The 16098-nt window shown below is 44.4% G+C and carries 13 protein-coding genes and 1 pseudogene; 1 reads left to right on the plus strand and 13 read right to left on the minus strand.

The genetic code is table 11. From position 1 onward, the window contains the following. Positions 1-5: 5 nt before the first annotated feature. Positions 6-2096, plus strand: coding sequence for an elongation factor G (fusA, locus tag DK187_RS03600; RefSeq protein WP_111605981.1), 2091 nt, complete (start codon positions 6-8; stop codon positions 2094-2096). Between the two features lie 169 nt (positions 2097-2265). On the opposite strand, the gene DK187_RS03605 is transcribed toward fusA, so the two are convergent. From DK187_RS03605 to DK187_RS03670, 13 genes and pseudogenes are all read right to left on the minus strand, one after another. Continuing rightward, positions 2266-3318, minus strand: coding sequence for an aldo/keto reductase (locus tag DK187_RS03605; protein WP_111605982.1), 1053 nt, complete (start codon positions 3316-3318; stop codon positions 2266-2268). Positions 3319-3474: 156 nt separating this feature from the next. Beyond that, positions 3475-4656 carry a cytochrome-c peroxidase gene (locus DK187_RS03610; protein ID WP_111606209.1) on the minus strand — a complete coding sequence of 394 codons (1182 nt, stop codon included), beginning with the start codon at positions 4654-4656 and terminating at the stop codon, positions 3475-3477. Positions 4657-4834: 178 nt separating this feature from the next. Next, positions 4835-5092, minus strand: a complete 258-nt coding sequence (minE, locus tag DK187_RS03615) for a cell division topological specificity factor MinE (protein ID WP_111605983.1) — start codon at positions 5090-5092, stop codon at positions 4835-4837. A gap of 1 nt (position 5093) precedes the next feature. After that, positions 5094-5903, minus strand: a complete 810-nt coding sequence (gene minD, locus DK187_RS03620) for a septum site-determining protein MinD (RefSeq protein WP_111606210.1) — start codon at positions 5901-5903, stop codon at positions 5094-5096. Between the two features lie 61 nt (positions 5904-5964). Next, positions 5965-6690, minus strand: a complete 726-nt coding sequence (gene minC, locus DK187_RS03625; RefSeq protein WP_111605984.1) for a septum site-determining protein MinC — start codon at positions 6688-6690, stop codon at positions 5965-5967. A gap of 315 nt (positions 6691-7005) precedes the next feature. Next, positions 7006-10719 carry an AAA family ATPase gene (locus tag DK187_RS03630; protein ID WP_111605985.1) on the minus strand — a complete coding sequence of 1238 codons (3714 nt, stop codon included), beginning with the start codon at positions 10717-10719 and terminating at the stop codon, positions 7006-7008. Beyond that, complete coding sequence (gene sbcD / locus DK187_RS03635) at positions 10716-11993, minus strand: exonuclease subunit SbcD (RefSeq protein ID WP_111605986.1); 1278 nt, start codon at positions 11991-11993, stop codon at positions 10716-10718. Before sbcD ends, DK187_RS03630 begins: the two co-directional genes overlap by 4 nt. A gap of 62 nt (positions 11994-12055) precedes the next feature. Beyond that, positions 12056-12937 (minus strand): 2Fe-2S iron-sulfur cluster-binding protein, encoded by an 882-nt coding sequence (locus DK187_RS03640; RefSeq protein WP_111605987.1) that lies wholly within the window; start codon positions 12935-12937, stop codon positions 12056-12058. Positions 12938-13708: 771 nt separating this feature from the next. Continuing rightward, positions 13709-13942, minus strand: a complete 234-nt coding sequence (locus DK187_RS03650) for a hypothetical protein (protein ID WP_223232362.1) — start codon at positions 13940-13942, stop codon at positions 13709-13711. A gap of 507 nt (positions 13943-14449) precedes the next feature. Further along, positions 14450-14713, minus strand: a pseudogene (locus tag DK187_RS03655) (Txe/YoeB family addiction module toxin). Further along, positions 14706-14960, minus strand: coding sequence for a type II toxin-antitoxin system Phd/YefM family antitoxin (locus tag DK187_RS03660; protein ID WP_111605990.1), 255 nt, complete (start codon positions 14958-14960; stop codon positions 14706-14708). Before DK187_RS03660 ends, DK187_RS03655 begins: the two are co-directional and overlap by 8 nt. 100 nt (positions 14961-15060) lie before the next feature. Beyond that, positions 15061-15474, minus strand: coding sequence for a GFA family protein (locus DK187_RS03665; RefSeq protein ID WP_111605991.1), 414 nt, complete (start codon positions 15472-15474; stop codon positions 15061-15063). Between the two features lie 111 nt (positions 15475-15585). Further along, positions 15586-16002, minus strand: coding sequence for a cysteine peptidase family C39 domain-containing protein (locus DK187_RS03670; RefSeq protein ID WP_111605992.1), 417 nt, complete (start codon positions 16000-16002; stop codon positions 15586-15588). Positions 16003-16098 lie beyond the last annotated feature (96 nt).

The raw sequence follows: 16098 nt of genomic DNA on the forward strand, positions 1-16098 counted from the left end.
ATGTAATGGCTGACTTATCAAAATACAGAAACATCGGTATTTTTGCTCACGTTGACGCGGGCAAAACCACCACCACAGAACGTATTCTTAAACTAACCGGTATGATCCACAAAATCGGTGAAGTTCACGAGGGTGAATCTACTACTGACTTCATGGAACAAGAAGCGGAGCGCGGTATTACCATCCAGTCTGCGGCTGTTAGTTGTTTTTGGAAAGATCACCGCTTTAACGTTATCGACACACCTGGACACGTTGACTTCACAGTAGAAGTATACCGTTCACTTAAAGTTCTTGACGGTGGTATCGGTGTATTCTGTGGATCTGGTGGTGTTGAGCCACAATCAGAAACTAACTGGCGCTATGCGAACGACTCAGAAGTATCACGTCTGATTTTCGTTAACAAACTAGACCGTCTTGGCGCTAACTTCTTCCGTGTTACTGAACAAGTTAAAAAAGTACTAGGCGCGACTCCACTAATCATGGTTCTACCTATTGGTACTGAAGACCAGTTTTCTGGTGTAGTTGATCTGCTAACTCGCAAAGCGTACATCTGGGATGATTCTGGTCAACCAGAAAACTACAGCATTGAAGACATTCCAGCTGACATGGAAGAGATTGTTGAAGAATACCGTGAAAAGCTAATCGAAACCGCGGTTGAGCAAGACGATGACGTAATGATGGCTTACATGGACGGCGAAGAGCCTTCTATTGAAGACTTGAAACGTTGCATCCGTATCGGTACTCGCGACCTAGCATTCTTCCCAACATACTGTGGTTCTGCTTTCAAAAACAAGGGCATGCAGCTTCTTCTAGATGCGGTTGTTGACTACCTACCAAGCCCAACTGAAGTAGAGCCTCAAGATCTTACTGATGAAGAAGGCAACCCAACTGGCGCGAAAGCGATCGTTGATGCTAAAGAGCCTCTTAAAGCCCTTGCATTCAAAATCATGGACGACCGTTTCGGTGCTCTTACTTTCGTACGTATCTACTCAGGCGTATTGAACAAAGGCGACACTATCCTTAACAGCTTCACGGGCAAAACTGAACGTGTAGGCCGCATGGTAGAAATGCAAGCAAACGACCGTAACGAGATCAGCACTGCACAAGCAGGCGATATCATTGCTATCGTGGGCATGAAAAACGTTCAAACTGGTCACACTCTTTGTGATCCAAAACACCCTTGCACACTTGAAGCGATGGTTTTCCCTGAGCCAGTAATCTCTATCTCTGTTACACCAAAAGATAAAGGTGGTAACGAGAAAATGGGTATCGCTATCGGTAAAATGGTTGCAGAAGATCCAACTTTCCGCGTTGAAACGGATCAAGATTCTGGTGAAACCATTCTTAAAGGTATGGGTGAACTTCACCTAGACATCAAAGTAGATATCTTAAAACGTACTTACGGTGTAGATCTAATCGTTGGTCAACCACAGGTTGCTTACCGTGAGACAATCACTAAATCGATTGAAGATACTTACACGCACAAGAAACAATCTGGTGGTTCTGGTCAGTTCGGTAAAATCGACTACCGTATCAAACCAGGTGAAGTGGGTTCTGGCTTCAAGTTCACTTCTACGGTTGTTGGTGGTAACGTTCCAAAAGAATTCTTCCCTGCGGTAGAAAAAGGCTTCAAGTCTATGATGAACCAAGGCGTTCTAGCAGGCTTCCCTGTACTAGACGTTGAAGTTGAATTATTCGACGGTGGCTTCCACGCGGTTGACTCTTCTGCGATTGCCTTCGAAATCGCAGCGAAAGGTGCATTCCGTCAATCTGTGCCAAAAGCTGGTCCACAGTTGATCGAACCAATCATGAAAGTTGACGTGTTCACTCCAGATGATCACGTTGGTGACGTAATCGGTGACCTTAACCGTCGTCGTGGCATGATCAAAGACCAAGAGAAAGGTTTGACTGGTGTTCGCATCAAAGCTGAAGTTCCTCTTTCTGAAATGTTTGGTTACATCAGTACTCTACGTACAATGACATCTGGTCGTGGTCAGTTCTCTATGGAGTTCTCTCACTACCTACCATGTCCTTCTAACGTAGCTGAAACTGTTATTGCTGCCGTTAAAGAAAAGAAAGAAAGAGAAAAGAACTAATTACTCGCTTCTAATCTTCAAAAACCCGAAACACGATTGTGTTTCGGGTTTTTTATTGCCTAAATAAACAGCTACGCACCACCCTATTTACGTCGCTCTTTTTAAACAAACAAAAAAAGCGCCGAAGCGCTTTTTTACATCACGTGATTTAAGAGCCATTAAAAGCCGTTTAGAAAGGCACTGGATACTCTTTAAACACCGACATAACGTCTTTTAACGCCTCTTCAGATAGCGTCATATCAAACGCAGACATGTCTTCTTTCAATTGCTCTAAAGACGTCGCACCGATAATCGTTGAACTGACACCATCCACCTGATCACACCACGCCAAGGCCAGCTGAGCGGCAGTGAAGCCATGCTTTTTCGCCACTTCAATGTATGCGGTTACCGCTTTATCAACCAAAGGAGTATCACGGAAAATACCGTTACGCTGAGAATAAGTCCAACGACTTCCTGCAGGACGTGCACCACCAAGATACTTCCCAGTGAGGGCACCAGCCGCTAGAGGCGACCATGGTAGATAGGCAACCTCTTCGTGCACACAATTTTCAATCAAATAAGGCCAATCTTTGGTATGCAATAAACTAAATTCATTTTGAATAGACGCAACACGAGGCAAACCATGCTTATCACTTAAACGGATAAACTCATTAATCCCCCATGTCGTATCATCCGACAAACCAAAATGACGGATCTTGCCCGCTTTAATACAAGTCTCTAAGCCTTGCAAAATATCCAACATTTGAGCGGACTGCTCATCACGGTCGACATCGGTAAAACTGATAACGCCAGGAAAGTGCTTAGCAAAATGAGGAGTAGAGCGATTAGGCCAATGAAGCTGATAAAGGTCAATATAATCCGTTTGCAAACGCTTTAGCGAAGCATCAACCGCCTCAATCACCGCCTTGCCAGAAATATTGCTGCCATTACGCACGTACTTCATACCAGGGCCAGCAATCTTGGTGGCAAGCACAAACTCTTTACGGCGAGATGGATTGCGAGAAAGCCAATTCCCTATGATGGTTTCTGTTTTACCATAAGACTCTGGCGTTGGCGGAACAGAATACATCTCAGCCGTATCAATAAAGTTCACACCATTTGCTAACGCGTATTCAATCTGAACATCAGCATCTGCTTGATTATTTTGAGTCCCCCAAGTCATGGTACCCAAACAAACACGAGAAACATCTAAGCCAGTTCGGCCGAGTGGAACGTATTTCATTCTCTCAATCCTTCAAATTCAAGTGACATATATAAGATGCGGAATTTACACCAAAGAGACAATGTAATAAAAAACGCACTCACTCGCCAGTTTTATCAATGAAAACAATAAGGACTTGACCGAAATCGCCAATCAAAAAACAAATAGAAAACAGCGCTATTTCTCAAGCAAGGGCTCATACCGCTGATCTGTTAATGTTTTCAGAAAGGCCACAATGGCATCCACACGCTGATCTGGCAAAGCAGGACCTTTCTCTAGATTCACTAAATCGATATTTTCCGCTACTTCAGGTTCTGCCCAAGGCTCACCTGTTTCAGGATTCAACTTACGCATAGGGTTATTATATTTATCGTAAAAAAGCACAACGGTACGCAGATCTTTAAACACACCGTTATGCATATAAGGCCCTGTCACAGCGACATTACGCAGAGAAGGCACTTTGAATTTACCAGCCTGCTTAGGGTCATCAATCACTGGATTGTCTAAAAGGCCGAGGTCTTTTTTATTGCCATTGAACGCCATCAAGGCCGGATTTGCTGGCACGCCTATATTACGATACTCATAATTCGTGAACGTTTCTTGGGCATTGAGTGGTGACGTACTCAGTTGATGACATGCGTTACAATTAGTAAATTGCTGAGAGAAAAACAAGGTTTTTCCCAGCTCCTCTTGAGGCGTCAGTTTAGCTTCACCTCGTAATGCTCGATCATATTTTGAATCAAACGGCATAAACAACGCCGTTTTTTCAAACGTTGCAATCGCATTCGTAATGGCTGCATAGCCGGTTTGCGCGTCTTCTAAAATGTCTTGACCATAAAGCGTATTGAACAAATCAATATAACGTGGATTTTCTTTGACCCGTTCAACAACGGAAGCACCGTCCGGTAAGGCCATTTCCAAAGGGTTCAAAAAAGGCCCTTCAGCTTGTTGCGCCAATCCTGAGGCCCGACCATCCAAAAATTGACCACCACGATATTCGCCATTCGACATACGATAAAAAGCAGGAGAAAAAGCCGCATAGCCTGCTGTTGGTGTATTGCGTCCGCCCATTGAATGGCCATCACTTCCCAATGAGACCGCCCCCGACAATGCATCTTGTCTTTTATCAACAAACGCATTAGCAATATCATGACACGTACCACAAGACTGATTACGCTGTTTCGATAAATTTGTATCAAAGAACAACTGTGAACCAAGTATCGCCTTCGGATCTGATAGCGGAATAGGAAGTTCAGAAGACGAGTTAACGACCCGAGGAGAATCGATCACCTGTTTGGGGTCACTACAAGCAGAAAGGAACACTACAACGGCCACTATACCAAAATAAGAACGCAGCATTAAATTTTGCTCAAACTGAAAAATGAATAAGCTAGATAATACACCGACACAAAAAATCAGTAAAACAATGACAATCATTCTTAATTAATTAATTAATTAATTTTGCAAAAAAAACACCTAACACGATCTATATCAAGAAGGTGTTAGGTGTTTTCTAATGGTAACCCGTAAAATAAGACTAATTTTGCTCAGGCAAGGTGACATTCAGCTCCAACACGGAGCAATCATCGGTATTGTCGAGCTGTATCTGCACATCTTCATTACCGATATTCACATACTTACGAATCACATCAATGATTTCTTGTTGCATTTGTGGCAAATAATCAGGTTGATGGCGCTTACTGCGCTCATGAGCCACAATAATCTGCAGTCTGTCTTTAGCAACAGACGCGGAGCTAGGCACGCTTTTGCTTTTAAAATAGTCAAAAATTCCCACTCTAACCCCCTAATAATCGTTTGATGAAGCCTTTTTTCTGGACCTCTAAGAATCGCAACGGACGCTCTTCGCCCATCAAACGGTCAACCGCATCCATATAGGCAAGACCCGCCTCAGATTCAGTATCCAAAATAACTGGCGTACCTTGGTTTGACGCTTTTAAAACCGCTTCAGACTCAGGAATGACACCGAGCAATGGAATTGCCAAAATATCTTCCACATCAGACACACTTAACATTTCCCCTAGCGCAACACGCCCAGGATGATAACGAGTTAAAAGTAGATGCTCTTCGATAGGCTCTCTACCTTCTTCTGCTCGTCTTGACTTACTTTGCAGAATACCCAAAATTCGATCCGAATCTCGCACAGAAGACACTTCTGGGTTGGTCACAACTATGGCGGCATCTGCGAAATACAAGGCCATTTGAGCACCCTTCTCAATCCCGGCCGGAGAATCACAAATAATGTATTCGAATTCTTTCGCTAACTCTTCCAGAACGGCTTGAACCCCTTCCACGGTCAAAGCATCTTTGTCTCGAGTTTGAGACGCAGGCAAAATAAACAAGTCTTTTGTGCGTTTGTCTTTAATTAAAGCCTGCGATAAGGTCGCTTCCTTATTGATAACATTAACAAAGTCATAAACAACTCGACGCTCGCAGCCCATAATCAAATCTAAATTACGCAAGCCTACATCAAAATCAATGATAACCGTTTTATGCCCTTTTAACGCAATACCAGTCCCAATAGCAGCACTGGATGTCGTCTTGCCGACGCCACCCTTGCCTGAGGTGACTACTATAATTTTTGCCAATGCCTTATCCCCCGATAAACCCAAAAGAGGCTTATCTAACTAATTAAATGAATAGTAAATCTTAAAGCGGTACGATTTCTAAGCTATCGTCAACTAATAACACTTGCGCGCTGTCTTTCCAAACGATATTTCGCAGCGCATCGCTCAACATAAAATTACCCGCAATAGAAACCAACTCCGCTTCCATGCTTCTACAAAAAATTCTTGCCTCAACGTCACCTTTTACGCCAGCCAAAGCTCGGCCTCGCAATGCGCCATAAACATGAATATTACCATCGGCTAACACTTCTGCGCCCGCACTCACTTGATTCAGAATAATCAAGTCCCCTTCGGCATAGACTTGCTGTCCAGAACGAATCGGCTTAGTAATCACCTTAGTTGTTTGAGGCACTAGACGCTCTTCAACAACGGTTTTCACCACCACATCTGGACTAGCCTCTTCTTTTTCCGCTGTGGATGTCGTGATTGCTCTTGCTTTACTTGCGGGCAAAAGCGGAATTTTGACCAGCGCCTTCCATACAGGCAACGCCTCTGGATCACAACGCCAACCAATCACACCAAGGCCGAGCGCACTGACCGACTGAATAAGTACATCAAACTCATCAATCGTAATGCCACGCTTCATTTTTGAAATATCAATAATGATCGGCGCTTGATTAAAAAAATGTGGAACCTGATCAATCTTTTCTTTTAAATGAAAGACGATGTCATCTAATGAAAAAGTCTGAATCTCCAGCAAAATCGTCGTAACGACACTTCCTTTAAGTCGGAAGCCTGAGTCTGTCATGCAAACTGTCCTTTATTAATACCTTAAATGGCCCCAAATACTGCCAAGCCGCGCTGAATTTTCACTATCAGCATTGAAAATCTATTCTATCAAGCTGCATGATTAAAGAAAGCCATCAAGACACACTATTTACATTCTCGGTACATATTATTTGCTCTCTTAAAGGGCTAAGAATAACGTAAAATGCACAATAATGAACGAAAGATTAAGCGTTTGATTTAATTAATATTTTACAACTTACTTACATACTTGTTCCCATTAATCTGGGGAAAACTTTTGCACCATGAACGTCCAACACATCAACCCACTCTCACCTCACTCTTCTGGCGAATGAACCGCAAATTCAGGCGCAAGGCGGCTGACACCTAGACCACTTTGCTTGGTTAACTTAATCTGTACCGGAATACGTTCTTTTAGGGCATTGATATGACTGATAATACCAATGGTTTTGCCACTGGAATGCAAATTATCCAAAGCATCCAGAGCTGACTCTAACGTCTCGCTATCCAAAGTACCAAAACCCTCGTCCAAAAATAAAGAATCAATACTGGTTTTATGCGACACCAAATCAGACAAGGCCAACGCCAAGGCAAGACTTACCAAGAAAGATTCACCACCAGACAAGGTTTTCGTGTCACGTGCCGCATTGGCTTGCCACGTATCGACCACCAACAAAGACAATGCCTCTGCGTTTCGCATTAATTGATAACGACGATGCAAGATAGCCAAATGCTGATTGGCCAAATACACTAAATGATCCAAGGTGAGACTTTGTGCAAAACGACGGAATTTCGCCCCGTCTGCCGAGCCAATCAAATGATTCAAGCGCTCAAGGTGCACAAACGCTTCACGACGAACCTCGAGGGCCGCCTTAGCGCTGCTTACCTGCTCTCTACGCTGTGCTTCTTCTTGGATTTGCTGTGTCACCACGCCCCACTGACGGTGCAGTGTTTGACGTTCAGCATCAAGCTGAGCATGTTTATTCACCAGGCTATCGAGTGGTAACACCAGTAATTCGGCTACGTCAGGCACACTGTTATTATGCTTTAGCAAAGACTCAGCAGATTGATTCAGTAAGGTCTGTGATCGAGAAGCGGCTTCCTGTAATGACGTCAACTTTGCTTGACGATGACTGACCTCTTCTGTGGATAACATCGCCTGTAACCAAACACTCTCGTCCTCAAAGCCTTTCTCAGCCAAACGCGTTTGCCATTCAGACAGAGCCAGACCATATTCTTTTTCTAACGTGAGATGCGTTTTCGTCAGCGTCGCCAATGTCGCTTTACTCGACGCTAATGCCTGAGCCATCTGCTGCCGCTCCGCTTCAACTTTATCGAGCGCTTGTTGAGCATGATCCACCTGAGATTGATGGTCGTGACGACGCTCACCAATACTCTTGCCACCCAAAAGTGCATTCAACTGCTCAGCCATTGCCTGTAAGCTCGCCTCAAATCCTGCGACCTTCTCACGCGCCTCGCCATGTAACTGCTGACTGTCTTTTAACACGTTTTCGAGATTCTTTACCTCGTAAGCAAGCTGATCTTTTTGTTGCATCAAGACCTCATAACCCGCTTTACTGTTTCGCCACTGAGTTATGGCATCTTGTAAGAGCACCAATGCCTCGGACAAAGACACATCAAAATAGCTGTCAGGAACACCCGCTTGCAGCATATCTTCTTTCAAACGCGCAGTGGTTTGCGCCTGCTCGTCTTTCCTACTGACTAGATTTTGTTGAAGCGTCTCTAGGGGTTGCCAGAGCAACTGACATTGCGATTCATTTTTCGCCGCCTGCTGTTGTGTGGCTTGCTGCTGAATGTGCAAGTTTTGCAACTCAGTCTCTAACGCTAAACGAGACTGCTGAAGTGCCTCAAGCTTAGGGGCGATGTCTTGCACGGCTTGCCAATCTTGATCCACGTGCTGCACCAGAGCCAACACCTGCTCTTTATCAGAAAGATTAACACTGGTACCTTGACCGTTCTTGCCGTGATTTAACGATGCGAGCCACTCCTTCAACTCCAGCTCTGTTTTCAGTAAAACATCCACTAATGGCTGACGACGAGTTTGAATAGACGTAAATTCTCTCTGCATGGATTCTAAGTCTGCGGCCAACTGCATTCCTTGGCCTTTCAAACGATCAAGTTCTTTGCCCAAGCGAATAAATTCTTCTTGGCGACCGGAGTCCACTTGATACAAAGCATTGGCAAGCTGATGCTCAGCTGAACCACACAGAGGACAAGCGTCATGCTCGCCCAGTTCATCCCGTAATTGGGTGAGCGCCACGATATGACGCTCTGCCTCTGCCAGTTTTTCGATGGATTTCTGCAGGCGAAGTTTATCTTTGTAAGCCTGTCGCTGCTGCTCCAGCTGAGTTTGTCGCTGCTGAATCTGCTGCGTCATTGCCTTCAAGTTCGCGTCTAACTCGGTTAATTGTACTTGCTGTTCTTGGTACTGATGAAACTGCTTCCAAAGGGATTGCGCATGATACTGAGCGCGTTCAGCCTGATGATAGCCTTTCTGCCAATCTGTGTAGTCACGTTGCGAGGACAAGACCATAAAAGCGTCAACATCCCTCTGCAAGGCTTGCTGACGATCAAACATGTGAGCTTGATCTCGTTCAAGCTTAGTCTGATTTTCCGAATACAAAGCGCGAGCCGCCTCATAGTCCTTTGTATTCGACGCAATCTGCGTCTCAAGCTCAACAATCGCTTGGGTATTCGACGTCATGCCTTGCGCTTGATGCTGCCAACTGGCCAATTGGTTTTCAATCTTCTCCGGCGAGCGCCAGCGACTCAAAATCGCCTGGCTTTCCTCACACGCCTTATCAATGTCGGTCAGCTTTTCGTTGACGACGGCTAATTGCGCCTGTTGGTTTTCGACTTTTTCAGCGGCTTGCATGAATCGAGCTGACGCATCTTGGTGCTGCGCCTTCACACTTTCTTGGCGTGTCAGGACAGGCTGAATTTCATCATTGATCTTATTATTCAACGCTACTAATTCAGCATACGCCTTGGTTAACTGCTGTTTTGCCTGCTCAACCGATTCGGCTAAAACCTGGCTTTGCTTGAGCTGCGCGTCTTGCATTTCAGTGTATTGACTAACGTCAGCCTGATTCTGATCTAAACGCGATTTTAAACCTTGTTGCTTTTCATAATCCGGTTGCAAAACTTGCGCAGTCAGCGCCTGCTCAAGTTGTTGCTGTTGTGGAGCAAAATCCGCAAGAGCCTGGGTTGCTTCGTCGAATTGCTGCTGATATTGCGCCACCTGCTCTTGCAGTGTCTGCTCAGACCGTCGCCATTCAAGAACGGCTTGATGGGCTTTTAGCGCTCGAGCATTGGCTTTTTCATTGGCATCAAAACTCGACTCGGTGAGTTTTAGCTCTGCAAAAGCCTCGTCCGTTAGCAATTGAGTATGCTCATTGACACTTTCCAAGGCGGCGATGGCCTGCTTTTCTTGCTTGTGTTTATCAAACACCCACTTAGACACATCACCGTAAATTTCCGTGCCGGTTAGCTCTTCTAATAGCTCGGCCCTATCATTGGGCGACGCATTTAAAAAGGCCGAAAACCCACCTTGAGCCAACAACATAGACTTGGTAAAACGCGAAAAATCCAAGCCAGTGATCTCAGCAATTTTATCAATCTTTTCGTTTATCTTAGTGGTGATAATGGTGCCATCACGTTCGCATAACTCACAGGTCATGGGTTGTAACTTGCCATCGCTTTGACCGCGGGCGCGTCGTTGCCCCCAGAAAGCGCGATAACCTTTCCCCTTAATTTCAAACTCCACTTCCGCCAAACATTCAGACGTATGACGCGTCATCACATCATTCTGACTCGGCGAGACTTTCAAACGCGGCGTTTCATGGTACAAAGCCAGACAGATGGCATCTAATAAAGTCGACTTACCCGCGCCCGTTGGCCCAACAATAGCAAATACGCCCGCATCGTCAAACGGCGCTTTGGTAAAGTCAATTTCCCACTCGCCTTTGAGGGAATTCAGATTTTTTAGGCGCAGTTTGCAAATTTTCATGATTGCTTCTCCTCGCCGTTTTGCTGATGCGCTTCCAACTCCGTCAAACAGGCATTAAAAAGCTCCGTCAGGGTTTTAGACTCTTCTTCATCCAACTCTAAATTCGATTTAAGACTCTGCTGAAACACATCACCGACCGTCAATTCTGACAAGGTTTTACGCGCCTCAAAACCGTCGTTCTTTTTCTCTATGGCACTTCTTCGCATGACTCGCAGCAACTCGATTGGCTTTCCCTCAATCACCTCTAGCAAACGCTTATGCACATCGCTCAAATACTCATCCGCAATCACAGTGACTTCCAACCACAACGTTTTATCTTCGTCTAATGGCAAGGCAGAAATCTGCTTAATAACGTCTTTCAGATTGCCTTTTACACTCGCCATGGGCTGAAAATTAGGAATCGTTACCAACTGAACAGGGTCAACCGGCTCGGCAAACAAGTCTTCAACAAAGGTGTCTTCACCTAACAAGTCGGTATTCACTATCACCAGCGTCTTGTCTCGTCCCAGTTCATCAAAACTCAACGGAATGGGCGACCCGCTGTAACGGAATCGACCGCTTTTATTGATTGGCTGAGCACGATGAATGTGCCCAAGCGCAAGGTAATCAAACGCCGGAAACACAGACGTCGGCAAGGCTTCTATTGTGCCCACATAAAGATCACGAACCGACTCACTCACTTGCCCGCCCACTGCGGTCAAATGCCCAGTACCAATAATCGGCACTGGCGTTTTCAGCGCTTTATTTTTCTCACACGCTGCTTCATACACCTGCTGGTAAAATTCGCCAATCGACTGCAACAAACTCAACTTCTTGTCTTGCTCAGATTGCCCAGCAACGCTTTGCATCACGTCTTTTGGGCGCAAATACGGCACAGCACAAACCCAAGCAGCCACCTCGCCGGTCTTGTCTTTCAGCGCAACAACATGAGAGTCAATATCTTCGAGAGTGGCTTGACTAGACACTTGCGTATCAAGATACATCAGCAAACTCTTAGATTCATTTAACATACTGACCGAATCGTGATTACCTGCAACAATCACCAACTGACAGTGACGAGCCTTCATATCCAACACCAACTGATGGTACATTTCACGGGCATAACTTGGCGGAGAACCAGTATCGAACACATCGCCCGCGATAATCACCGCATCGATTGACTCTCGATCCACCAGCGCCAACAACCAATCAATAAAGGCCTTATGCTCATCTCGGCGGGATTTCCCCATAAAGTGCTGACCAAGATGCCAGTCAGAGGTGTGTAGAATTTTCATTAATAGAATCCGTGAATAAAATTAAAAAGCATAAAAATATGCATAAAAATAAAAAGGCCAAGCTACCGAACAAAATGCAGCTGATTCGGATGAATCCGCAAAGGACGTAACAACCTACCCCAATCCTTCGCAGACACGTTTTGACCATGGTAAATAAGCTGTAAAGAGGCATCGCCAGCATCCACCAGCGCCGCTTGAAGAAACGCCAACAGCGCAGCATCCGCCAAACTTAGCTTGAGATCACTCTTCGCAGGCAAAACAAAATGCCCGAGAAAACTTGGCGTATAATCCAGCAAAGCCTCACGCCAATAAGATTCAAAAATAGCGTTATCCGGAGAAGAAATCACCACCACAGGCGCATCGGAAATGTCCATTTCAAACAACAAACGTCCTTTTCTAATCCCCGTGGATAATTGAACAGCAAGCTTATCATCAGACGAAAGCGCCAAGGCTCTCAACCAATCCTCAGCGGAAACATGCTCTTTCTGCAGAACCAATTTCAAAGGTGCACCAGCAGAGTTTAGCATCATGCATTCATAAAAATGAGCTCGCTCAGCAGACGAATATTCAGATACCTCACTCGATAGCCCTTCAGAGAGAAGAGACACAAAAACGCGGTCGCCAAAAGAATCGTCACTTGCTCCTAAAAGAGTCAGCTCAATCGATGCTTCATCAATAGTAATATTACTTAAAACAGTAAAAGAGGAAGACTCAGCCGGCGTTTGCCGAGTTAAAGACATCGCCGACACCACGGTCGTTTGACAGGAAAGAATCGACTCGCAATTACTCACATCATAAAGACGACAAGCCCCACACGCCCCAGCGCGACAACCATACCGAACATCCGCCCCTTGAGACAGCAAGGAAGACAACAAGTTGTCACCCAACACCGCCTCAAACAGCTCATCATCCAATTTTATCGTCAGCGCCTGTGAATCCATCATCCAACCTCATCTTTTGATTTGGCTATTATGACATATTCTCACGCCTCACCCTCGCCCTTTCTTAAAACCCATTCCTAAAAAAGAAAAGGCAATGCTGATTGAACGCATTGCCTTGGGTTCTGTTTGCAATATCAGCTTATTTGGCAACGACAAAGTGAAATGACATTCCTTCCTCGAAACTATCGCCTACTTCGTCGGAATGTCATTTCGTTTTGTTTATTTTAGGCTTAATAAGCGAGAATTTAGGGTCAGATGAAAACGTGCTATAAAATGAAGGTTGAGGTTGTACGTTTTACAGCGACCACAGAATATGTGCGTGTGGGCGAGACAATACCTTTTCGTAGTACTGACGCCAGATCTCAGTATTTTCATCCATAAGTCGATGATTTCCTTGAAGGAGGCTTTATCCGAAACTCAGCTTGTTGGGTAAAAATGAAGCAAAGCTTAACTCCGCAAATAAATCGCGATTTTTCATAGTTCACCAAAATGACAAATGGTATTGATTGGAAAGCAATGAAAATCGCTTTAAATGATGTTCCGCTCTGTCCAGTGCCTCCGAAGCCGATAGCGAGACCGGCCATCAACTATTATGGCACTCAAAATAGCTACACCAACATGTATGAGAACAATCCATTCAACCCAGCGTTATATGGTATCCATCTTGCACTTGCTTAGCTCCGGGAGGACATTAGCCTATCCCCACCCCTAAAGCATAACTTCCTGCTCTCCAAACAAATTCCCGCTGTCACCTTTTGTTATGAGAAACCATGTTCACCACTTTGAGTAATCATTGTGAATAAACGAAGGAGTAAAATCAGCCGACGCTTTATCAAGCTTTTCACCGCAATATGGACAGAATAGGACATTTATCGCCACATGCTCAATAGTTTGACCAACCTCTTCTAAGTAATGATTCTCTTCTAAATCTTGTTCGGTTGCGACATTATTTATATTTAGTGACCACTCACCTTGATCATTTTCTATCCATGCTTCTATGGCTTCCATGCTTTTGCATTTATGAACTTTAACCAATGCGTGCTCCGTTATTGCTCATTATTTTAATAGTACGCATGCGCGTTTAGTCTTTTATCCACAGCACGTTATTCCTGTGCTGTAGATTCTTATTCATTGATTCTAAAAAACTTTCTGATTCTCTGCCAGTACAAACACGTTTAAACATGATTGTTTATCACACAAATCAGGCAATAATTGGCAATCATAAAAATAAACGCGATATCCGCACGACCTCTATCAATTTGTTATGGTATGTTTGAGGAATGAGGTGGATACAACCTAATGCTAGATTCGCTCTGACGCGTTGAGCTTGCGAAACAGGCGCAAGCGAAGCAAACACCAAAGTGAGATATAGAGAATTTAGGGTCAGATAAAAAAGAGCTTTATTTAGAGAATTTAGGGGCAGATAAAAAAGAGCTTAGTTTCACATTGTAAAAATGCCAAACGTTGGCTGTCCCTCTTGCAGCGTTTGTGAGCTGCCTGACGATGAAGCCTAAATTAATAGTGGTAACGGCAAGAAATGATCGTGATAGCACTATCATCAACCACATAAACTAACCTATTCACATCATCTATTCGTCGCGACCAAAAACCGGATAAATTTTCTTTTAATGGCTCAGGTTTACCTATGCCCTCGAAAGGAGAGCGCTTAACATCCGTGATGAGTTTATTTATGCGTTAAAGTGTTTTCTTATCTTGCGTCTGCTAATAAACATAACAATTCCAAGATTCATCAGTCCAAGATAATAAACGACTACTCATCGATTAAATCCCTTTGGCTCACCTTACCCACTTTAAATTGAGCAATTGAACGATGTAAGTGCTCAGCATTTGCCGGAGAACGAAGCAAATGAACCGTTTCCATTAAGCTATTGTAATAATCCAGTGACATAACAACGGCATCTTCAGAATCACGACGCGTGATCACGGTTGTATCTGCGTCATTAACAACAGCATCCAAAACGCTCTTCAAGCTATTCCTAGCTTCAGTAAAAGATACAATTTTCATAAAACCTCCACATGTATATTTAATTGGACAAGTGCAATGCTTTGAAACTAACTTGTACAGCTAATGGAACATGCGAACTTGTATGCCGCTTGTTCGCTTCTTACCCTTCTGCTTCAAAATGAGCAAATACTTCGGCACCAGTCATATTGTGTGTTTCGTTCTTGAACTCATAGTATTCGGGCTTTTCATCAATAAAGATTTGGTGGGTAAACGTAAAACTGTTATCAGTTTTCAGTAAGCCGATAGGTAGATGATACTGATTAGCAGGCTTAAGGTAGTAAAATAAATGTGTTCCACATTTTTTACAAAACCCCCTTTCCGCCCATTCTGATGATGAATATCTTATGACACTGGTTTCATCAGATATTTTTACAGAATCAGCGCAGTCGATTGCTAGCATTGGACCGCCACCCCAATTGCGACACATACTACAGTGACATGCCGCTATCTCGCTGCTGGCATACTCGACTTCTAGAACTACCGAACCACATAAGCACTTACCATTACCCTTCATATTGCCTCCAACACTTTTGTATGAGTGATACTTTTCTTCAGCTAATGCCCGCCATAAAAGGCGCGAGGAACGAGCGTCCGGCGACCGTAGGGAGCGAATTTAATGGCCTTGTTATACATTCTTGACCTTGATGAACCACTTGGGCTGCATTTCATTGAAGTCAGTTCGAATGTTAGATGGCAGATAACTTGCTGAATCCAGAACAAATTCCTCACCATCTATGCGCTTGAAAACGACCCAATGCCAGAAATTTTTGCCATTTTCCTGATGATACTTGATGGATAGCAATGCCAGATCGGGGAGTGCTCTCCATGATTCAAAAGGGATTTCATCGGAAGACGTCTCGACTCCAGCACGGGACAGCATTTTCCTTACATATTGGGTATCAGACCAAAGCGATTTATCTTCAGCATAGATACCCATAGCATTTGCTGTTGCTTTCATCTCCGAATAGGTCTTTCCAAGAATGTAGGCAACAGACGCAATTCCGCACCCCGTGGTTTCTTCCTGTATTACGGGCTTAAGCACATTTCACTCCTTTAACGCATAACAATTAAGAGCTATACGGCAGCGTGGCTGCGGCTATAACCCACTGTTGAACAGCTGCGTTGTCTATATAGGGGG

It is taken from the genome of Marinomonas arctica (genome assembly GCF_003259225.1).
GTDB lineage: Bacteria > Pseudomonadota > Gammaproteobacteria > Pseudomonadales > Marinomonadaceae > Marinomonas > Marinomonas arctica.